Annotated in this window: 22 protein-coding genes and 1 riboswitch; of the genes, 21 read left to right on the top strand and 1 reads right to left on the bottom strand. The window is 27.2% G+C overall.

The features are described 5' to 3' along the window. Positions 1-150: 150 nt before the first annotated feature. Entirely contained in the window at positions 151-1,260 is a 1,110-nt protein-coding gene (locus KYD98_RS03980) for a DEAD/DEAH box helicase (RefSeq protein WP_219778290.1), read from the top strand. Between the two features lie 402 nt (positions 1,261-1,662). Next, the gene (locus KYD98_RS03975; protein ID WP_258049619.1) at positions 1,663-3,012 is read left to right on the top strand and encodes a sodium-dependent transporter; all 1,350 of its coding nucleotides are present in this window, start codon (positions 1,663-1,665) and stop codon (positions 3,010-3,012) included. Between the two features lie 71 nt (positions 3,013-3,083). Here the strand turns inward: KYD98_RS03975 and KYD98_RS03970 are convergent, their stop codons facing one another. Then, a complete protein-coding gene (locus KYD98_RS03970; protein ID WP_219778289.1) occupies positions 3,084-3,602 on the bottom strand; it encodes a hypothetical protein in 519 nt (172 codons plus the stop codon). Positions 3,603-3,943: 341 nt separating this feature from the next. After that, positions 3,944-4,147, top strand: a riboswitch (cobalamin riboswitch). A gap of 318 nt (positions 4,148-4,465) precedes the next feature. On the opposite strand from KYD98_RS03970, the gene KYD98_RS03965 reads away from it, so the two are divergent. The 19 genes from KYD98_RS03965 (at position 4,466) to rbsB (ending at position 22,065) form a co-directional block, all read left to right on the top strand. Continuing rightward, positions 4,466-5,293, top strand: a complete 828-nt coding sequence (locus KYD98_RS03965) for a sirohydrochlorin cobaltochelatase (protein WP_219778288.1) — start codon at positions 4,466-4,468, stop codon at positions 5,291-5,293. A 70-nt stretch (positions 5,294-5,363) separates the two neighbouring features. After that, positions 5,364-6,701, top strand: a complete 1,338-nt coding sequence (locus KYD98_RS03960; RefSeq protein ID WP_219778287.1) for a cobyrinic acid a,c-diamide synthase CobB — start codon at positions 5,364-5,366, stop codon at positions 6,699-6,701. Positions 6,702-6,791: 90 nt separating this feature from the next. After that, positions 6,792-7,415 (top strand): precorrin-8X methylmutase, encoded by a 624-nt coding sequence (locus KYD98_RS03955; protein ID WP_219778286.1) that lies wholly within the window; start codon positions 6,792-6,794, stop codon positions 7,413-7,415. Between the two features lie 65 nt (positions 7,416-7,480). Next, positions 7,481-7,900, top strand: coding sequence for a hypothetical protein (locus KYD98_RS03950; RefSeq protein WP_219778285.1), 420 nt, complete (start codon positions 7,481-7,483; stop codon positions 7,898-7,900). Positions 7,901-8,034: 134 nt separating this feature from the next. Beyond that, on the top strand, positions 8,035-9,174 hold the full coding sequence (cbiD, locus tag KYD98_RS03945) for a cobalt-precorrin-5B (C(1))-methyltransferase CbiD (RefSeq protein ID WP_219778284.1): 1,140 nt from the start codon (positions 8,035-8,037) through the stop codon (positions 9,172-9,174). A 59-nt stretch (positions 9,175-9,233) separates the two neighbouring features. Beyond that, positions 9,234-9,842, top strand: a complete 609-nt coding sequence (gene cbiE / locus KYD98_RS03940) for a precorrin-6y C5,15-methyltransferase (decarboxylating) subunit CbiE (RefSeq protein WP_219778283.1) — start codon at positions 9,234-9,236, stop codon at positions 9,840-9,842. 5 nt (positions 9,843-9,847) lie between these two features. Continuing rightward, on the top strand, positions 9,848-10,423 hold the full coding sequence (gene cbiT / locus KYD98_RS03935; protein ID WP_219778282.1) for a precorrin-6Y C5,15-methyltransferase (decarboxylating) subunit CbiT: 576 nt from the start codon (positions 9,848-9,850) through the stop codon (positions 10,421-10,423). 7 nt (positions 10,424-10,430) lie between these two features. Continuing rightward, entirely contained in the window at positions 10,431-11,096 is a 666-nt protein-coding gene (locus tag KYD98_RS03930) for a cobalt-factor II C(20)-methyltransferase (protein WP_219778281.1), read from the top strand. A gap of 61 nt (positions 11,097-11,157) precedes the next feature. After that, on the top strand, positions 11,158-11,916 hold the full coding sequence (gene cobM, locus KYD98_RS03925; RefSeq protein ID WP_219778280.1) for a precorrin-4 C(11)-methyltransferase: 759 nt from the start codon (positions 11,158-11,160) through the stop codon (positions 11,914-11,916). Next, a complete protein-coding gene (gene cbiG / locus KYD98_RS03920) occupies positions 11,913-13,001 on the top strand; it encodes a cobalt-precorrin 5A hydrolase (protein ID WP_219778279.1) in 1,089 nt (362 codons plus the stop codon). The genes cobM and cbiG overlap by 4 nt, the downstream gene beginning before the upstream one ends. Positions 13,002-13,228: 227 nt before the next feature. After that, positions 13,229-13,966 (top strand): precorrin-3B C(17)-methyltransferase, encoded by a 738-nt coding sequence (cobJ, locus tag KYD98_RS03915; protein ID WP_219778278.1) that lies wholly within the window; start codon positions 13,229-13,231, stop codon positions 13,964-13,966. Further along, positions 13,966-14,730 (top strand): cobalt-precorrin-6A reductase, encoded by a 765-nt coding sequence (locus tag KYD98_RS03910; protein ID WP_219778277.1) that lies wholly within the window; start codon positions 13,966-13,968, stop codon positions 14,728-14,730. The genes cobJ and KYD98_RS03910 overlap by 1 nt, the downstream gene beginning before the upstream one ends. 225 nt (positions 14,731-14,955) lie before the next feature. After that, a complete protein-coding gene (cobT, locus tag KYD98_RS03905) occupies positions 14,956-16,044 on the top strand; it encodes a nicotinate-nucleotide--dimethylbenzimidazole phosphoribosyltransferase (RefSeq protein WP_219778276.1) in 1,089 nt (362 codons plus the stop codon). Positions 16,045-16,265: 221 nt separating this feature from the next. Further along, on the top strand, positions 16,266-16,772 hold the full coding sequence (locus KYD98_RS03900) for a hypothetical protein (protein WP_219778275.1): 507 nt from the start codon (positions 16,266-16,268) through the stop codon (positions 16,770-16,772). Between the two features lie 526 nt (positions 16,773-17,298). After that, positions 17,299-18,231: a ribokinase gene (gene rbsK / locus KYD98_RS03895; RefSeq protein WP_219778274.1), complete on the top strand. Its 933-nt coding sequence runs from the start codon at positions 17,299-17,301 to the stop codon at positions 18,229-18,231. Between the two features lies 1 nt (position 18,232). Then, positions 18,233-18,628 (top strand): D-ribose pyranase, encoded by a 396-nt coding sequence (gene rbsD / locus KYD98_RS03890; protein ID WP_219778273.1) that lies wholly within the window; start codon positions 18,233-18,235, stop codon positions 18,626-18,628. A gap of 16 nt (positions 18,629-18,644) precedes the next feature. Further along, positions 18,645-20,147, top strand: a complete 1,503-nt coding sequence (locus KYD98_RS03885) for a sugar ABC transporter ATP-binding protein (protein ID WP_219778272.1) — start codon at positions 18,645-18,647, stop codon at positions 20,145-20,147. A gap of 17 nt (positions 20,148-20,164) precedes the next feature. After that, positions 20,165-21,097, top strand: a complete 933-nt coding sequence (locus KYD98_RS03880) for an ABC transporter permease (protein WP_219778271.1) — start codon at positions 20,165-20,167, stop codon at positions 21,095-21,097. 56 nt (positions 21,098-21,153) lie between these two features. Next, on the top strand, positions 21,154-22,065 hold the full coding sequence (gene rbsB / locus KYD98_RS03875) for a ribose ABC transporter substrate-binding protein RbsB (protein ID WP_219778270.1): 912 nt from the start codon (positions 21,154-21,156) through the stop codon (positions 22,063-22,065). Positions 22,066-22,080: the final 15 nt, after the last annotated feature.

Below are 22,080 nucleotides of genomic sequence, written 5' to 3'. Positions count from 1 at the left end.
AAAAGATTAAAGCTATCTAAAAATAGAATATAATTTCTATTTTTAGATAGCTTATTATAATTTTGATTTGCTTTAAACAATGTGTTATTATTGACTAGTTTGAATAAATAAAAAACATAAAAATATGTTAATAATGAAAGGTATATATAGATGAATTTTAAAGATTTAGGAATTAATGAAAATACGATAAATTTATTAAATAAAAGAGGAATAAAACAACCTACTGATATACAAAAAGAGAGTATTGTTTATATTAAGAATGGAAAAGATGTTATCGCAGAGGCACAAACAGGAACAGGAAAAACATTGGCATTTTTATTACCGATTTTCGAAAATATATCTCCGAAGACGAATTCTATACAAGCTCTTATTTTGACTCCAACAAGGGAATTAGCAATTCAAATAACTGAAGAAGCTATGAAACTTAAAGAGAGTAAAGATATAAATATTTTAGCAGCTTATGGTGGGAAAGATATTGGCTCTCAGTTAAATAAGTTAAAAGGTAATATTCAATTAATTATTGCAACCCCAGGTAGATTGTTAGATCATATAAAGAGAAAAACAGTGGATCTTAGTAAATTAAAAACATTTGTATTAGATGAAGCAGATCAAATGTTACTTATGGGATTTAAAAATGAAGTTGAAGCTATAATAAAAGAAACTTCTAAAAAACGTCAAACACTATGTTTTTCAGCTACAATGAATCCTCAAGTTAAAAAATTATCTTATAGATACATGAAAGATCCTGTATTTATTACAATACAAAAAGAAGAAGTAACATTAGATAATATAAAACAACAAGTTGTAGAAACTACGGATAGAAGAAAACAAGATTCTTTGTGTAAAGTATTAGATGAAGATAATCCTTTTATGGCAATAATATTCTGTAGAACTAAAAGAAGAGCAGATGATCTTGAAGTGGGATTGTACAAAAGGGGATATAACTGTGCTAAAATTCACAGTGATGTACCACAAGCTAAACGTGAAAGAATAATGAAGTCATTTAGAAATGCAGATATTCAATATTTAATTGCTACAGATGTTGCAGCCAGAGGGCTTGATATAAGTGGTGTAGATAATATATATAATTATGATATACCTGAAACAGTAGAAAGCTATATACATAGAATAGGTAGAACTGGAAGAGCGGGAGAAAAGGGATATACTTGTGTGTTTATAGATCCTAAGAATAAAAAAGCTTTAGAAGAAATAGAAAATGTTATTGGATTTAAGATAGGAAGAAGAGCATTAGAAGATTAAAATGTAATTTTACTTTTATACTATAATATCACCACTATTTTAAAGCATAATAAAATTAAAAAATAAGGAAAGATTTTCAAAAAAAATCGTTCCTCATTTTTTAATGTCTAGGAAAGTATAAAATTTTTGAAGACTTAAAGGGTGATAAAATCTAAGGAAAAGTAGATATTTTGAAATAATGAATTAATTAATCTGAATTTGTCGGGTTATTAATGTCTAAAAATATAATAAAATGTTAATTTATTAAACAATATAATAAAAAAATATAATAAAATGTATGATTTTATTTACAAACTATTATAGTTTACATATAATAGTTAATATGTATAAAATTAATACTGATAATTGTAAGGCATATGAAAAAATTTTTGATTGTGCCTAATTTTAAGGAGGAAAAGTATCTTGGAGAAAAGCTTAGATAAAGGCTTGGAAAAAAGCTTAGAAAAAAGAGAAGGATTTTCTACTAAAATCGGATTTATAATATCATGTATTGGAGCAGCAATTGGCTTGGGAAATGTATGGATGTTTCCGTATAAATTAGGAGAAAATGGAGGAGCAGCATTTTTAATTCCCTATTTCTTTTTTGTTGCTCTTCTTGGTATTGTAGGGTTAATGGGTGAATTTTCTTTTGGTAGAATGTATAAAAAAGGTTCACTAGGTGCTATAAGACAAGTATTTAAAGAAAAAAACATTAAAGGAGGATCTATAGTATCTATAATTCCGACTTTAGGATTAATAGGAATATTTATGTTTTATACAGTTGTTATTGGATGGGTATTAAAATATTTTTTTATAAGTTTAACTGGAGAAATATCATCAATAAATACTGAAGCTTATTTTGCTACTTTTGCTAATAGTCCTAATGTAGTATTTTGGCATGCATTAGCTGTTATAATAACATTAATTATTGTTAGTTTTGGAGTTTCAAAAGGTATAGAACAAATTAATAAAATAATTATTCCATTATTATTCATAATATTTTTTGTACTTATATTTAAGTCACTTAGTTTACCAGGTTCATTAAATGGTGTCAGATATTTATTAAAACCAAATTGGTCAGATCTTCTTAAGCCTATGACATGGGTAATGGCTATGGGACAAGCCTTTTTTACAGTATCAATAACAGGATGCTGCATGGTTGTATGTGGAAGTTATGCAGATAATAAGTTTGATATACCAAACTGTGCTATAAGTACTGCCTTTTTTGATACATTAGCAGCGTTATTAGCTGGATTTATGATTATGCCAGCTGTGTTTGCATTAGGATTAAACCCTACAGCGGGACCAGCTTTAATGTTTGTAACTGTACCTAGTATATTTCAAACAATGAAGTTTGGAAGTTTATTAAGTGCATTATTCTTTTTAAGTATAATTTTTGCATCTATTTCATCATCAATAGCAATGCTTGAAGGTCCTGTTGAAGCTGTTTTAAGTTTAACTAAATGGAGTAGAAAGAAAGCAACTTTAATTACTGCAATTATAGCATTTATTTTGTCTATCCCACTAGGTTTGAATGGTGAATGGTTTAATAATTTTACAAATTTTATAACTATTGTTTTATCACCAATAGGTGCAGTTATAACAGCAGTTGTATTCTATTTTATTGTTAATAAAAAAGACGTTCTAGATGGAGTAAATACAGGTGCAAAATATAAATTAGGTAGTTGGTTTATTACTTTTGGAAGATATATATTTATACCAGCTACAATAATCATAATAATTCTTGGAATTAGATATGGTGGAATAGGTTAAGGATACATAAAATATATAAATAAAAAGTTACCTAACATATTAAAATTAAATTATATGTTTTAGGTAACTTTTTATTTTTGATTATTACATTTTAATTTTTCTATTTGTTTTTTTAAATCTTCTATACTTTCTTTTAGATTATTTATTTCATTTTCATACATTTTAAAAGTTTTTTTTAGTAAATCTTCTTGAGTAGCAGATGAATTTCCTGCATTACTTGATGTTTGAGTTGTATTGCTAGAGTTTGAACAGGATGAGTTATCAACATTTTTAAAATTTACATTATAATATCTTCCAGGACCACTTTGGAAATATTGTTGTTGGGCATTAAATGTAAGTATTACTTGAGCAAGTAATTCAAGCCAATTACCAATAACATTTTGTACATTAAAAGGTAATTTACCAGCCATAACAGCTCCTAAAATTTCTGCCATAAGTATAAAAAATTGAGGATTTAAATCTTGAAAACCTCCAGGTATATCATTGCAATTATTTGATTCAGCATTACAATTATTGGTAGTATTTGCTTTTTCTTGACTTTCCTTAGCAGCTTTCATAAATTCTTCAAAATTAAAATAATTAAAGTCCATAGTACACATCTAAACAATTGATTTCCATATTATATTATTCAATTAATAGATTATTGATATTAAATACTTTATTATAGTAATAAGGTATATTAAAAAGATAATATACAGTATAATTGTCTATTTAATTATTATTTTATTTAATGTGTTAGACTTATGCAGTTATTTGGATATATATTTCAAAAAGCCGACATTCTAATCTTTGATATTTAATAAACCTTGATTTTAAGCCATTTGGTAAAATTAATTAATTTAGTATACAAGTCAAATTAATGTGCTTAAATTAAATACATATATAATTTTAGTTGATTAAAGTTTAGTAGTATCTTATAATTTATGAATAATAGAATAATAGTGTTTTAGGTTCTATACTAGATTAATAGGGAAAGTGGTTAAAATCCACTACAGCCCCCGCTACTGTAAAGGGAGACTAATTCTCAGTTAAACATAAGGTTTAGCCAAAAAATCCACTGACGATTTTGTTGGGAAGGAAGAGAAGAGTAGAAAGACACCTAAGTCAGGAGACCTGCCTAAAATAATATGCTATCTTTCGGAGGGAAGGAAAAAGCAAACTTAGAGAAATCGAATAAAAGTGTATTTATTAATGTATTTTGATTTCTTACTTTGTTATGTTTTAAACTGTCCTTACTGAGAGTTAATGCTATTAAGTAATGGCAGTTTTTTATTTTTTAGAAAATTATATATTTTAAAATCTGAGGATAACTTATAGAATGTTTTGTTTTATAAGTATTATAAGTACAAACTAAAGAATAAAAAATAATCATATGCCACATCATTATTCATGCACTACGTTTGGAAAGAGTACATGGCTAAAAATTAATATTTAAGATTGGAGAAAATATATAATGAAAAAAGCAATTTTAGTTGTAAGTTTTGGAACAAGTTATTTAGATGCATTAGAAAATTCAATTGAAAGAATAGAGAATAAAATTAGAGATGAATTTAAAGATTATCAAATATTTAGAGCATTTACTGCACATAAAATTATAAAAAAGTTAAAGAAAGTTCATAATTTAGATGTATTAAGACCAGAAGAAGCTCTAGAAAATTTAAAAATGAGAGAGTTTGATGAGGTTATAGTTCAACCATTACATATGATTCCAGGTGAAGAGTTTGATTATGTTAAAGGAGTAGTTGATAAATATAAAGATTATTTTTCTTCAATTAAAATAGGAAGACCTATATTTTATTATCAAGGAATTGAAGAATTACCACAAGACTATACTTTATTTATAAAAAGTATATCAAGTTTATTAAATAAAGATGAAAATATAATATTATTTGGACATGGAACAGCACATTATTCAAATGCAGTTTATGGATCACTTCAAAATGTATTAATGGATGAAGGATATAATAATGTTTTTGTAGGTACTGTTGAAGGATATCCGACATTTGATACTGTATTAACTAAAATAAAAAATAAAGATATAAAAAAGGTGAAATTAGTTCCACTAATGGTTGTTGCAGGGGATCATGTTAAGAATGACATGGGTTCAGATGAAGAAGATTCTTGGAAAAGCATGTTAGAACAAGAAGGAATTGAAGTAGAAACTTATATGCATGGATTAGGAGAATTAGATGAGTTCTCTAATCTATATATTGCAAGAATATATGACATTATAGAAGATAGATATTCAGAATATGGTTTTACTAAAAAGCTGAAGCATTAAAATATGTTTTAAAATCTCAACAACTATTAAAACATATTCTAAAATAAGAAAGAAGAGGGATATTTACAAGATGAAATCTATAATTATTTCTTCAAATTGTAGTGGTGGTGGAAAAACTACTTTTACTTTAGGGCTTATGAAAGCATTAATAAAAAAGGGATTAAAGGTTCAAGGTTATAAGGTTGGGCCTGACTATATAGATACAGCATTTCATAAAGAGGTAACTGGAATATTATCAAGAAATCTTGATACTTTTTTAATGGGAGAAGAAGGTGTAAAGGAAAGTTACTTTAAAGGAAATGGAGAAGTTGGAATAATTGAAGGGGTTATGGGACTGTATGATGGTATTGGAGTAAGCTCTAAATCATCAACTTTTGATGTCTCAAGAACACTAGATGATATGCCAATAGTTTTAGTATTATCACCTAAGGGACAAAGCTCAACTTTATGTGCAGAAATAAATGGTCTTAAGGAATATAGAAAAGCTAATATAGTTGGGGTAGTATTAAATTCAGTGAGTGAGAAATACTATAAACTTTTAAAATATGCTATAGAACAAAATTGTAATATTAAAGTTTTTGGATATATACCTAAAGATGAAAAAATAAAATTATCTAGTAGACATTTAGGATTAATACAAAGTATGGAGGTTGATAATCTTAAAGAAAAATTAGATATATGTGGAGATCTTATATCTAAATATGTTAATATAGATGAACTTTTAGGAAATATGAAAGAGTTAGATAATGATTTTTTAAATAAAGATAGTATTAAAGTGAAAGAAAAGATATTTTCTAAAGATAAAAGATTAAGAATAGGAATAGCTTTGGATGAAGCATTTAGTTTTTATTATAAAGATAATTTAGAACTTTTAGAAATGATTGGTGAGATAATTTATTTTAGTCCTCTTAGAGATAAAAGCTTACCTGATAATTTAGATTTTTTATATATAGGTGGAGGATATCCAGAAGTTTTTAAAGAAGATTTAGAAAAAAATTTATCTATGAGAGAAAGCATTAAAAAGGCATTAAATGATGGTTTAAGATGTTATGCTGAATGTGGCGGACTTATGTATTTAACAGAAGAAATAGATGGATTTAAAATGGTAGGTTTTTTAAATGGAAAAAGTGAAATGACTAAATCATTAAAGAGATTTGGTTATTGCAAAGTCAAAATAGATAAAAAATATTTTGGTAAGGAATTTGAAATAAATGCACATGAATTTCACAAATCAGAAGTTAAATTAAAACAACATCAAATATATGAAGTGGAAAAAAATCAATATGATGGGGAAAAGATAGTGTGGAAATGTGGTTATTTAAAGAATAATACATTAGCAGCATATGCACATGTTAATTTCTTGGGAAATATTGAGTTTCTAGAGTCAATAATAGACAGTAAACTTTGAAAATTTAGATAATAGTATTAAATAATATCTATTTGCTTTTATGGTATTATAAAAATAGTATTTAAAATTATTAATAAAAAGGAGAATAATATGGATTATTTAAAGAATCCTATGGGGATAGAGGAAAAGAGTTTTGAAATAATAGGACAGGAGTTAGGAGAACATTCTTTTACTGATGAGGAGCTTTTAATCGTAAAAAGAGTTATACATACAACTGCTGATTTTGAATATAAAGATCTTGTTGAAATAAGTGAAGATGCAATTGAGATGGCAAAGGAAGTTTTATCTAAGGGTGCTACAATATATACAGATACCAATATGGCTTTAAATGGAATAAATAAAATGGCATTATCTAAAACAGATAGTAAGGTGATTTGTTATGTAAATGAGCCAGATGTACATAAAGCTGCTAAAGAAAATGGAATAACAAGAAGTATGGCAGCAGTAGAAAAAGCTTGTAGTGATAATGTAGATATATTTGTTTTTGGTAATGCTCCTACAGCATTATTTAAATTGAAAGAGTTGATAAAAGAAGGTAAAGCAAACCCTAAATTAATTGTAGCAGTTCCAGTCGGATTTGTAGGAGCCGCTGAAAGTAAAGAAAATATGGAAGAATTAAAGATTCCATATATAAGAGTAAAAGGAAGAAAAGGTGGTAGCACAGTAGGAGCAGCGATTATAAATGCACTGCTATATATGATAGTAAAAAGATAAATTTAAACTAAAATATTAATACTGTTTTAAATTTAATAAGAGTATGAGAAGTGGGAGTTTAGTGTATGAAAAATAAATTGTTATCAAAGGTTACAAGTATTGCTTGTAATATATTTATTATATGGACACTAATTATTTTATTTATTGCTTATAATAAAATAAATAATCAATTCATAAGTAAAATTGGAATTGGATATGTAATATATGTATTTTTAGGTCTTATTTATATGGGAATAGTCGCTATTTATATGGTAAAAATTTCGATTTTAAATATTAGAAAATTAAGAAGAGATGATATAAGCTGGAATGATATCAGAAAGAGATTATTAAAATTTATTACTATTTTTATAATATTTTTAGGAATAAATATAGTATTTTCATATTTGATTAAAAGGCAAGTTAAGATAGTAGAGAATTTGGTTATTCCATTTGGGGTTGCTTTTGGTAGTACTTTTTTTGATATCTTAACAATTAAAAGAAAATAATACTTTAATTAAATATATATATTCTAATTAAGTTAATACATTTATAATCGTTGATATAATTTTTATAGAAAATTATATCTTTAATTAACAAATTTTATTGGAACTTATATATTCCAATTTGGAGGTGAATTTTAATGTTTCAAATGTATGTTGATAGTGGCGGTAAAAAGTTAAGATGTGGATATACAACAGGGGCATGTGCAACAGGATCATCAAAGGCAGCTACAATGTTACTTTTTAATAAAATCAAAGATGAAGAATTAAATGAAATAGAAATAGATACTCCAAAAGGAATAAAAGTACAAATGCCTATTGATAGTATATTTGTAGGTGAAGATTTTGTTGAATGTACTATTTTAAAGTTTAGTGGTGATGATAAAGATATTACTATGGGAATTGAAATAAAAGCAAAAGTTCAAAGAGTAGATAAAGAGGATAAAAGTATATTTTCAGAAGGTAAAATTATAAATGAAAGTAAAAATATTATACTTGAAGGTGGAGTAGGAGTAGGAAAAGTAACTAAAGAAGGTTTATTTGTAGCTAAAGGAGAACCTGCTATAAATCCTGTTCCAAGGGAAATGATTATAAAGGAAGTAGAAAAAATTTTACCTAAAGATGAATGTGTAAGAGTAATAATATCAGTTCCACAAGGTGTTGAAATAGGTAAAAAAACTTTTAACCCAAGACTTGGAATAGAAGGGGGAATTTCTATTTTAGGGACATCAGGAATAGTATATCCAATGTCTGAAGATGCTTTAAAAGCCTCTATAAAATTAGAAATTAAACAAAAAGCGTTAAATAATAAAAGGCTTATTTTAACTTTTGGAAATTTGGGTGAAAATTATTGTAAAGCCTTAGGATATAAGGAAGATGAGATAGTAATATGCTCAAATTTTATAGGTTTTGCATTAGAAAGTTGTGTTTCTTATAAAGTTAAAGAGGTTATAATAGTGGGACATATAGGTAAGATGTGTAAAATAGCATATGGATGTTTTAATACTCATAGTAGAGTGTGTGGTGTTAGACTGGAGGTTATTGCATTAGAATTAGCTCTTTTAGGTTTTGATATTTCATTAATAGAAAAGATACTAGAGCAAAAGACTTGTGAAGGTGCAGTTAAATTTTTAGGAGAAGGATATTCAGATTTATATAAAAATATGGGAACTAAAATTTTAAATAAAATGCAAGAATATGTTTATGATGAATTAAAAGTTGATGGTGTAATGTATTATGGAGCATCAACACCTACACTATTATGGAGTTCTTTAAATTAAAACATAGTTAATCTAATAAATTTTAAAATATATTAATTTAAAGCTTGAAGGAGAAATTGATGTTATATATAGTAGGACTTGGACCAGGACATAGGGATTATATGCTTAATAAAGCAATAAATATATTAGAAACTTCGGATGTTATTGTAGGGTTTAAAAGAGCATTAGATTCTTTAGATTTTATTAATAAAAAAAAGATTTATTTGAAGAGTTTGTCAGATATTGATAAAATCTTAGTAAGTACAGAAGAAAAAGTTGTTTCAATTGTTGCATCAGGAGATCCAACTTTTTATGGAATAACTAATTATATAAAAAGTAGTATCACTGAAAATTTTGAAATAATACCTGGAATTAGTTCTTTTCAGTATTTAACTTCAAAAATTAAATTACCTTGGAATGAAGCATATTTAGGAAGCTTACATGGAAGAGATGAGGAATTTTTAAAAGTTGTTAATGAAAATAATATAACTATTTGGCTTACTGATAAAAAAAATAATCCTCAGAAATTATGTGATATATTAAATAATGCATCAATTAATTGCAAAGTTATTATTGGAGAAAATCTTTCATATGGAGATGAAAGAATAATAGAAGGAAAGCCAGAAAAATTTATAAATCAAAGCTTTAGTGATTTAAGTATTTTAATAATTATTAGGAAGAAAAGGTGAAAAAAATGGCATTTATAAAGGATGAAGAATTTATTAGGGGCAATTGTCCAATGACAAAAGAAGAAATAAGAATATTATCAATAGGAAAAATGAATTTAAAAGATAATTCATTTGTATTAGATATAGGAAGTGGGACTGGAAGTATTTCTGTTCAAGCTTCAAAAGAGGTTAGACATGGAAAAGTTTTAGCTATAGAAAAAAATGATGAAGCTTATGAAATTACAAAAAGTAATGTGGAAAAGTTTAATTGTAGGAATGTAAAAGTAGTTCATGAAGAAGCAACTAAAACTTTAACTATATTAATAGGTCAAAAGGTTAAATTTGATGCTATATTTATAGGGGGAAGTGCTGGAAATTTAGATGATATAATATTTAATGCTAATAATGTTTTAAGTGATAATGGAACAATTGTTATGAATTTTATTACATTAGATAATGCATATAAAGCTATTGAAAAGATGCAATCATTAAGATATAAGATTGAAGTTACATTAGCTAATATAAGCAAAAATAGAGAAGATAGTTTAATGATGATAGCACATAATCCAATATATATTATTCAATGTAGAAAAGGAGAATAAAAAAAGTATGCCAGTATTATACGGAGTAGGAGTAGGACCAGGGGATAAAGAACTTATAACTGTTAAAGGTTCAAAAATAATAGAAAAATGTGATGTAATAGTTGCACCAACAGCAACGGAAGGTGGAGAAAGCATTGCATTTGAGACAGCAAAAGATTATGTAAGAGATGATGCAGAAGTTGCAATTTTGCATTTCCCAATGGGTGGAAAAGATAGAACGATAAAGTCTAAAGAAGCATATGACTTTATAGAAAAAAGATTATCAGAAGGAAAAAACGTTGCTTTTTTGACTATAGGAGATCCATATGTTTATAGTACTTATATTCATATGTTAAGTCATGTTAAGGAACATGGTTTTGAGGTTAAAACAGTTCCAGGAATAACATCTTTTTGTGCAGGAGCAAGTTTAGTAGATAAAACTTTAGTAATTGGTAATGAAAAATTGGTTATCTTACCTGCAGCTAAGATAAATGAAATAACAGATGAAAAATTTATTGTAGTAATGAAGCTGTATAAACATGAGGAAGAAGTGTTAAATATATTAGAAGAAAAAGGATTTAATTATACTTATATCAGTAGAGTTGGAAGAGAAGGTGAAACTGTATTAACTGATAGAGAATCAATATTAAAACTTAGAGATTATATGTCATTAATAATAGCAAGCAGAGAATAAAATTTTAGATGAGTCATTTTGGAAAGATTAATTTCGGTTTAAATGAAGAAAGAGGTGTAATATGGTTTATTTCATAGGAGCAGGACCAGGAGCAGTAGATTTAATCACAGTTAGAGGAAGAGATTTATTAGAAAGAGCTGATGTTGTAATATATGCAGGTTCTTTAGTTTCAAAAGAACATTTAGAATATTGCAAGAAAGATGTTCAAGTTTATAATTCTGCTAATATGACATTAGAAGACGTATTAGAAGTTATGACTATGGAAGAACAGATGGGTAAATTAGTAGTTAGATTACATACAGGTGATCCATCAATATATGGTGCTATAAGAGAGCAAATGGTTGAACTTGATAGATTAAACATAGAATATGAAGTTGTTCCAGGAGTGAGTTCTTTTACAGCAGCAGCTTCTTCAATAAAGAGAGAGTTTACTCTTCCTAGTGTTACCCAAACAGTTATATTAACAAGGGTAGAAGGTAGAACTCCTGTACCAGAAACAGAAGATCTTGAAGTTTTAGCATCAGTAGGAGCTTCTATGGCTATATTTCTTTCAGTTTCAATGATAGAAAAGGTTGTTAAAAAATTAAGAGCAGGCTATAAAAAGAATGTAGGTATAGCGGTTGTAGAAAGAGCAACTTGGGAAGATGAAAGAATAATAATGGGAACATTAGATGATATAGTTGAAAAAGTAAAAGAGAATAATATCACTAAATGTGCACAGATTTTGGTTGGAGATTTTATTGATAGTGATTTTGAAAAAAGTTTATTATATGATAAAAGCTTCTCTCATATGTTCAGAGAGGCAGAGGAAAAGAAATGATTAGTATAATATGTCCATCTCCTAAAGGAAAGGAGATGGCATATTTTCTTAAGAAGAGTTTTAATGGAATTTTATACATAAAAGAAGAAGGTAATAATTGTGAGTGTGAATTAGATAGTAGTAAAGAGATAAACTCGTTTAATAATCTATATAGTACGTATGATTTTAATTTAAGCAATGTTACAAAAGAAGCATTTAATAATTCAAATGGAATAATATTCATATCTTCGACAGGTATTGCAGTAAGAGCTATTGCGCCTTTTATAAAAACTAAGGATAAAGATCCAGGTGTGGTTGTAGTTGATTTGGCTAATAAATACTCTATAAGTTTATTATCAGGACATTTAGGTGGAGGAAATGAACTGGCTACAAAGATATCTAAGCTTTTAAACAATACTCCTATAATAACAACTGCAACAGATAATTTGGGAATAGTTGCTCCAGATGTTTTAGCAAAACATAATGATTTTATAATAGAAGACTTAAAGAAAGCAAAGTATATATCTTCATTATTGGTAAAAGGGAATTTAGTAGGGATAAAAGATGATTATAAAAAGTTGGATAAACTTAAAGGATATGAATTAATACCAATGTTAAGAGAAGATTCTATTTGGATAACTCACAAAATAAAAGCTGATAAAGATAAAATCTATGAAACTAAGGAATTAAATTTAAATAATGGTTTAGACTATTCTAAAATTTTAAGATTAATAAAAAAAGATTTAATTTTGGGAATAGGATGTAGAAGAGATACTCCAAGTGAAAAACTAGAAGAGTGTATAAGAAAATATTTGACTATGAATAATTTAGATATTAAAGCAGTTAAAGAAATAGTATCTATTGATATAAAGAAAAATGAAAAAGCTATTATTGATTTAAGTAAAACTTTAGAATGTGAATTTAAGACATTTTCTGTAGATGAAATAAAAAAAGTTGAAGATAAATTTGAAAAAAGTGATTTTGTATTAAAAAATGTTGGTGTTTATAATGTTTGTGAGCCATGTGTAGATTTATCAGGTGGAAAAATAATAGTTAATAAAATAAAAGATAATGGAATTACATTATGTATTGGAGTTAAGGAATAATATAGTTTATGTTTTAAAGTAAAAGTTGATATTATCGTATAAACAGAATTCTTATCATCAGATAAAGCTTGTCTTTGACTGATGGTTAGAAGTTGTTATCCAGGAGCGTGTAGCTGTTATGAAATTACAGATACCAGCTATCGGATAAAGCTCATAGACAGAGGACTTTACTTTATCAACACTATTTTAAAACATTGAGCAATTTAAATATTTAGGAGGAAAAGATTTTGGGAATACTTAGAGTTATAGGAATAGGGCCAGGTTCAATAGAAAATATGAGTGTTAGGGCTATAAAGGGGATTGAAGAAAGCGATATAATTGTTGGATATACAAAGTACATAGATATGATAAAGGAATTAATAAATGATAAGGAAGTTCATTCAACAGGAATGATGGGGGAAGAGGCTAGATGTAGAGAAGCATTAGAGCTTTCTAAAGAAAAAAATGTAGCACTTATAAGCACTGGAGATTCAGGAATTTATGGAATGGCAGGATTAATTCTTGAAATGAAAACGGATGAAAATGTTGAAATAATTCCAGGAATTACTGCATCAAGTTCAGCTGGTTCAATAGTTGGTGCTCCACTTATGCATGATAATTGTAATATTAGTTTAAGTGATTTAATGACACCTTATGAAGATATAAAAAAGAGAGTAAGACTTGCCGCAGAAGGAGATTTTGTTATTTCTCTTTATAATCCTAAGAGTAAGGGAAGAGATAAGTATTTAGGTGAATGTATGGAGATAATCAAAGAATTTAGAAAAGATTCCACTCCAGTTGCAGTTGTTAGGAATGCTTTAAGAGAAGGTCAAAGTTATACATTGTGTGAAATTAAAGATTTTAATGATGAAATAGTTGATATGATGTCTATTGTTATAATTGGAAATTCAAAGAGCTTTTTAAAAGATGGATGCTTTATAACTCCAAGAGGATATTCTAACAAGAAAAGGGATGCTATAAAATAATGATAGGATTTATTTTAGGGACTTCAGAGGGGAAAAAAATTCTATCGTTAATTAATGAATACACTGAAGATATTGCTATAACCACGGCAACTAATTATGGTGGAGAACTTTTAAAAAAGTTTAAATTTAAAAGTTTAAATACTAAGCCTTTAAATAAAGAAAATATGATTAAATGGATAAAAGAAAATAAAATAAAAATTTTAGTTGATGCATCACACCCTTATGCAAAAGAGGTTACTAATAATGCAATAGAATGCTCTAAAGAACTTAAAATTAATTATGTTAGATATGAAAGACTAGGAGCTTTAGAAGAAATTCAGGGTGAAGATATAATAAGAGTAAAAAATTATGAAGAAGCAATTGAATTAATGAAATCATTAGATGGAAATGTATTAAACACAACAGGAAGTAATAATATTTCAAAATTTTTAGATATAAATTTTAATTATAGAGTATTACATAGGATACTTCCTTCATATGAAGTTTTGAGAAAGATAATCCAAGCTGGAGTAAAAATTGAAGATATAATAGCACTTAAAGGCCCCATATCATATGAATTAGAGAAAGCTTTTATTAACCAATATAATATAAAAGCTGTATTAACTAAAGATAGTGGAATTCAAGGGGGTGTTTTAGAGAAGCTTAAGGCTGTAAGAGAGTGTAATATTAAGTTAATAGTTATTGAAAATCCTAAGTTTAAATATGATTTAGAATTTAATAACGAAGAAGATTTAATAAAGTATTTAATAAGTAAGTTAAAATAATATTTTTAAAATAGTTTGTATTTTGGTATAAAGTTTCATGGACAGAGGAATTTATTTTAAATAAAGGCTATGTTTTAAATAAAGGCTATGTTTTAAGTGAAGGTTGATATTGTAGTATAAATTTCAATGCCAGTTCAGGCTTATACTAGAATATCAACACTGTTTTAAAATATAGCATAAATAAATAATATAAAAAGTAGTGTTGGGAATAGGTGAATTAAAAAAATGAGTAATAGTGAAAAGTTATTAAAAGAAGTACTAGAAGGAATAAGTGATTTAGATAGTTTAGTAATAAAGAAAGCAACTGATAGAATGAATTCACTTGCCAAACCTTTAAATAGTCTTGGTAAATTGGAGACTATGGCTATTAAGCTTGCTGGGATTACTGGAAATATAAAAAATACTTTGGATAAAAGAGCAATAATTATAATGTGCGCTGATAATGGAGTGGTGGAAGAAGGTGTTGCATCTACACCACAGTATGTAACATTATCACAAACAATTAATTTTACTAAAGGCTTAACAGGTGTTGGAGTAATTGCTAAGGCTAATAATACAGATTTAAAAGTGATTGATGTAGGAATAAATAGCGATTTTACTCATCCATCAGTTTTAAATAGGAAGATAAGAAAATCAACTAATAATATAGCAAAAGGAAATGCAATGACTTATGAGGAAGCACTTCATGCAATATTAGTTGGAGTTGAAGCAGTAGAAAGTGCAAAAGAAGAAGGTTATAAAATACTTGGAGTTGGAGAAATGGGAATAGGTAACACTTCAACAAGTAGTGCTGTTTTATCATCATTAACAGGGTGTAATGTAGAAGATGTTGTAGGATATGGAGGAGGGCTTTTAGAGGAAGCTTACAAAAAGAAAATAGAAGTAGTTAAAAAAGCAATAAATATAAACAAGCCTAAAAAAAATGACCCTATAGATGTAGTATCAAAAGTTGGAGGGTTTGATATAGCAGCAATGGTAGGGGTGTTTTTAGGTTCAGCATATTATAAAATACCTGTTGTAATTGATGGATTTATATCAGTAGTTGCAGCACTTGTAGCATATAGATTAAATTCGAAAGTTAAAAAATATATGTTTACTTCTCATGGTTCAAAAGAAATTGGCTTTAAAATTGCTATGAAGGAACTTGAATTAGAGGCTATTTTAAATTTGGATATGGGACTTGGAGAGGGTAGTGGGTGCCCTTTAGCTTTTTCTATAATGGATTCAGCATGTGCAGTAATGAATAACATGGCTACATTTGAAGAAGCAAAGATAGATGATTGTTATTTAGATGAATTAAGAAAAATAAATTAAACTATATTTTTAAATAAAATTTATTTTTATAGTAAGAATGATGTATTAAATAATTTTGATGCATCATTTTTTTAGTATATTTATAACTAATAAAGTCCATTTATATTAATTATACATACATTAAATAATATAATATTAATTTTAATTAATGTATTAACTTTGTCGCCTTTAAGATAAAGCATAGATTAATAATTAATAGTATTTATAATGTAGGTGAGATAATGGCAAAAAATAATGAGAATAATAGCCAAAAAAACTTTAATAACATAAATAAATCAGAAACTAAGCACGAAAATACAAGTTCAAGTACTTCAACTGATAGTTCTACACAAGGTCAAACAGATAATACTTCTTCAGAAATAGATATAAATGAATTAATGAGACAAATAGGTATTATTAATTTATCAATTAATACATTATACGTTATTATTATATCACTATTAAAAAATTTAGATTTTAATTTTTGGCAAAGAGCTAAACTGATAGATCAAATACAGGGTACTAATTATGCAGAAAATCTTGTTGATAAGAGTGATAATCCTAAAGTTGCAAATACTTTGGGTATTTATGCAGCAGGAGTTTTTTTAAGCATAAATTGGGTAGAATACCAAAGAATTTCATCTATAAGTAAAGATGAAAAAGAAATTAAAAGAGCATACCATGCTTTTATATCTAGTCTATTATTATTTATTTCTAATGTAATTAGTCGTTATACATTTGTTCTTTGATAAAGGTTTAATATGATATAAAACATTATAATAGTTTAAATAGATTAAGTGATAGTTAATATATTAATTTTGAAAAATAGAATTTAAAATAAAAATTATTTATACTAAATCAAATATGGATTTGATAAATTGATTAAAAATGTAATAGATGTTTCCTATAAGATATGTGAAAAATAAAAGAATCTTTAAATTAATGAAGATTCTTTTATTTATTTTTAAAGTTATGTTTTAAAATATTAATAGTCACTTAAAACATAGTGATTTTTAATAAATAAAAGATAGAGATATTAATTTTTCTATATGAATAAATTAAAAATATTAAGAAATTATAATATTATAAAAAGAAGTTAGAAACATGGTTTTAAATTCAATATAAAGTATTTGATTCTAAATATGTATTTAATTTATTAGAAAAAATAAAAAAAATCTATTGTAAATGTATTCAAAGCAGTGTATTATAAAGTTAACCGGTAAAGTAAACCGATTAACTAAAGAACATATAATATATATGGAGGTTTAATTTAATATGAATAACATTTGTATTTTAGGAAGCATAAATATGGATTTTGTTTTTCAAATAGAAAATATGCCTAAAGAAGGAGAAACAATTTTATCAAATAATTTTAAAAAGATACCTGGGGGAAAAGGGGCTAATCAAGCAGTAGCTGCAAGAAGATCAGGTGCTAATGTTTATATGATTGGTAAGGTTGGAAATGATGATAATGGAAGGAATATGGTTGAGGGGTTTAAAAAAGAAGGTATGAACACTCAATATATTTCAATAGATGAAAATGAAACAACTGGTATGGCAATGATAATGGTTAATAAAAATGGAAATAACTCTATAATTGTTGAACCAGGTGCAAATATGAAAATAGATGATAAAGATATAGATAATGCAGAAGAAGCAATTTTAAATAGTGATATTGTAATTTCACAATTTGAAACTCCAGAAGATATTGCAATAAAAGCTTTTAAAAGAGCAAAAGAATTAAATAAAATAACAATATTAAATCCAGCACCAGCAAAAACAATAAGTGATGAGTTATTAAAGTATACTGATATGATAATACCTAATGAGACTGAAGCACAAGTTATTACAGGAGTAACAGTTTCAGATTTAGAAACCGCTAAAAAAGCTGCAAAAATTTTAATAGATAAAGGCGTTAAATATACAATTATAACTTTAGGAGAAAAAGGTGCAGCAGTAGTTTCTAAAGAAGATGCAGAGATAGTAAATGCATTTAAAGTTAATGCAATAGATACAACAGCAGCAGGTGATAGTTTTATAGGTGGATTAAGTTCTAAGCTTTGTATTAATGAACTATCATTTGATAATTTGACCAAAGCTGTTAAATTTGGAAATATGGTATCTTCATTAGCAGTCCAAAAGGAAGGTGCTCAAACATCAATACCATATTTAGAAGAGGTAATAAGAACTTATAAGGAGGAATTATAAAATGAAAAAGACACAGTTATTAAATAGTGAATTATCCTTAGTTATTTCTAAAATGGGTCATACAGATATGTTAGCAATAGGAGATTGTGGATTACCTATTCCAGATGAAACTAAAAGAATAGATTTAGCACTTATAAAAGATTTACCAACTTTTATGGATACAATGAAAGCTATTTTATTAGAATTAGAAGTTGAAGAAGTTATTTTAGCTACTGAAACTAAGGATATTAATCCTAATATATTTAATCAAATAAAAGAGGAAATAAAAGATACTAAAGTAACATTTATTTCTCATGAAGAATTAAAAGTTAAATTAAAGGAATGTAAAGCAGTAGTAAGAACTGGAGAACAAACTCCTTATGCAAATATAATTTTAAAATCAGGAGTTGTTTTTTAAAAAAGGGGGAATTCTAATGGAAACAAAGAAACCTAAATTGAAGATGGATAATATATCAAAAATCTTCCCTGGAGTAAAAGCACTCGATAATGTTAATCTTACGGCTTATGGTGGAGAAGTAACAGCTTTAATGGGAGAAAATGGAGCAGGAAAATCTACTTTAATGAAAATTTTAAGTGGAGTTTATACTAAAGATGAGGGAAAGATATTTATAGATGGTGAAGAGGTTACTATTAAAGGAATCAAAGAAGCAGAAAACTTAGGAATTGCCATAATACATCAAGAGTTAAGTGTTCTCCCTAATCTAACAGTAGCAGAAAATATTTTCTTAGGAAATGAAAAATTTTCTAAATATACAAGAAAGATAAATAAAAAGCTTTTAATAGAAAGAAGTAAATTATTCTTAGATCAAATAGGATGTACTGTTGATCCAGAAGCATTGGTAAGAGATATCAATGTAGGAGAAAAGCAGATGATAGAAATCGCAAAAGCTTTAACTAAAAATTCAAGTATAATCATAATGGATGAACCAACAACTGCACTTACAGATGTAGAAACTAAAAAATTATTTGAGGTAATTGATAATCTTAAGAAAAAAAATATAGCTATAATATACATATCTCATAGAATGGAAGAAATATTTGCAATGTGTGATAGGGTGGCAGTACTTAGAGACGGTAAATATGCTGGTGAAGCTAAGGTTGCTGATATTAATAATGATAAATTAATAGCAATGATGGTAGGAAGAACTATAGAAGATCAATTCCCATATAAGAAAGTTGAAAAAGGTGAAACAATATTAAATGTAGAGAATTTAAATTATCAAAAGAAAGTTAAAAATGTTTCTTTTAAAGTTGATGCAGGTGAAATACTTGGTGTAGCAGGCTTAATGGGCGCTGGCAGAACAGAACTTGCAAAAACAATATTTGGAGATTTTAAAAGTGAAAGTGGAGAAATATTTATAGACGGTCAAAAGGTAAATATAAAATGCCCAAAGGATGCTATAGATAAAGGGGTATGTTATTTACCAGAGGATAGAAAGAAAGAAGGACTAATTTTAGGAATGTCTGTAGCTGAAAATATGACATTAGCAAATCTACAGGTGTACCAAAACAATTTAAAACGTGTTAATAGATCTTTAGAAGAAAAAGATGTTGAAGATTATATTGCGAAATTAAGAATAAGAACTCCAAATGCTGAACAACTTATAAAAAATTTAAGTGGAGGTAATCAACAAAAGGTTATTTTAGCAAAATGGTTATTATTATCACCTAAAGTTTTAATTATTGATGAACCCACAAGAGGTATAGATGTGGGAGCTAAAAAGGAGATATATGAATTATTAAATAAGTTAAAAGCTATGGGTAAAGCTATAATAATGATTTCTTCAGATTTACCAGAAGTTTTAGGCATAAGCGATAGGATTATGGTAATGAGAGAAGGCGCAGTTTCAGGCGAACTTTCAAGAGATGAAGCTAACCAAGAATCAGTAATGAAGTTAGCTGTAGGTATAAAGTGAAAAAAGGTGGGATAATTATGCAAAGTATTAAAAATAAAAATTTATCAAAATATAAATCATTAATAGGGCTTTTCATATTATGTATAGCTATTTCTATATTAACTCCAAGATTTTTATCAATATCAAATATAACTAACGTATTAACTCAAGTTTCTGTGAATGCAATAATTGCTATAGGTATGACATTTGTAATTTTAACAGGAGGAATAGATTTATCAGTAGGATCAACATTAGCTATTAGTGGAGCATTAGCTGCATCAATTATTAACTCTAATGGAAACGTATTCTTGGCGATCGTGGCTGCAATAGTAGTAGGTATTATAGTAGGTGTTATTAATGGAATGCTTATTTCAAAAGGAAAAGTTCAAGCATTTATAGTTACTCTTGCTTCTATGACTATATTTAGAGGTGTAACTTATGTATTTACAAATGGAAATCCTATATCAGGATTAACAGGAAGTTTTAATGCTATAGGAAATTTAAAATTAGGAATATTACCACTACCAGTAATAATCACAGCCATAATGGTAGGAATAGCATATTACGTATTAACTCAAACAAGATTTGGCAGATATTTATATGCTTTAGGTGGAAATGAAGATTCAGCAAGACTTTCAGGTATAAATACAGATAGAATAAAGACTCTAGTATATGTAGTTTCAGGTATAGCAGCTGCAATAAGTGGTGTTATTATAACTAGTAGAATTGGTTCAGCTTCTCCGAATGCAGGATCAGGATTTGAATTAGATGCAATTGCTGCAGTAGTAATAGGTGGTACCAGCCTTGCAGGTGGAGAAGGAAGTGTAATGGGTACTATAATAGGTGCATTAATTATAGGAGTTTTAAATAACGGACTAAATCTTCTTAATGTATCACCATTCTATCAATTAATAATAAAAGGAATAGTTATATTAGTAGCTGTATTATTAGACAAAAAAGGGAGAAAATAAAAAAGATACTTAAAAAAATATAAATAATTTATAAGACAAAGAGGAGGAAATTAATTATGAGAAGAAGAAGTTTAAAATTATTATCACTTACTATGGCTGGAGCATTAATGGTTGGAAGTTTTATGGGATGTTCACAAAAAAAGACTAATGATAATAAAGTAGGTATGGTTCTTTCAACATTAAATAATCCATTCTTCGTTTCAATGAAAGAGGGTGCAGAAAAGAAAGCTAAGGAAATGGGGTATGAGCTAGTAGTTTTAGATTCACAAAATGATTCTACTAAAGAAAGATCAAATGTGGAAGATTTAATCCAACAAGGTGTGGCTGCATTAATAATAAATCCAACAGATAGTGATGCAGTTAAAAATTCAATACAAGTTGCTAATGATAGCAAAGTACCAGTAATAACTTTAGATAGAGAAGCAAATGGTGGGGAAGTTGCCTCTCATATATCTTCTGATAACGTAAAAGGTGGAAATATGGCAGCAGAATATATGTTAGAGACTTTAAAAGATAAACAAACTATTAATATAGTAGAACTTCAAGGTGTACCAGGTGCATCAGCTACAAGAGATAGAGGTAAAGGTTTCAATGATATTATAGCTGGTAAAAGTAATGTAAAAGTAGTAGCAAGCCAAGCAGCAGATTTTGATAGACAAAAAGGATTATCAGTAATGGAAAATATAATTCAAGCAACTCCAGATTTTGACGTAGTATTTGCTCATAATGATGAAATGGCTTTAGGGGCTGTAAAAGCGTTAAAGGCAGCTAATAAAAATGTTATGGTTATAGGATTTGATGGAAATGCAGATGCAGAAACAGCTGTAAAAGCTGGTGAGATGACTGCAACTATAGCTCAACAACCAGGGTTAATGGGAGAACTTTCTGTAGAACAAGCAGGCAAAATTTTAAAAGGTGAAACTGTAGAAAAACAAGTTCCAGCAGAATTAAAAGTATTAACCAAATAAATATAACTAATAAAA

The sequence above is a fragment of the Clostridium weizhouense genome (assembly GCF_019431045.1).
Classification (GTDB): Bacteria; Bacillota; Clostridia; order Clostridiales; family Clostridiaceae; genus Clostridium; species Clostridium weizhouense.
Note: the sequence above shows the minus strand (reverse complement) of the source record. Positions and strands in the feature narration are given on the sequence as shown.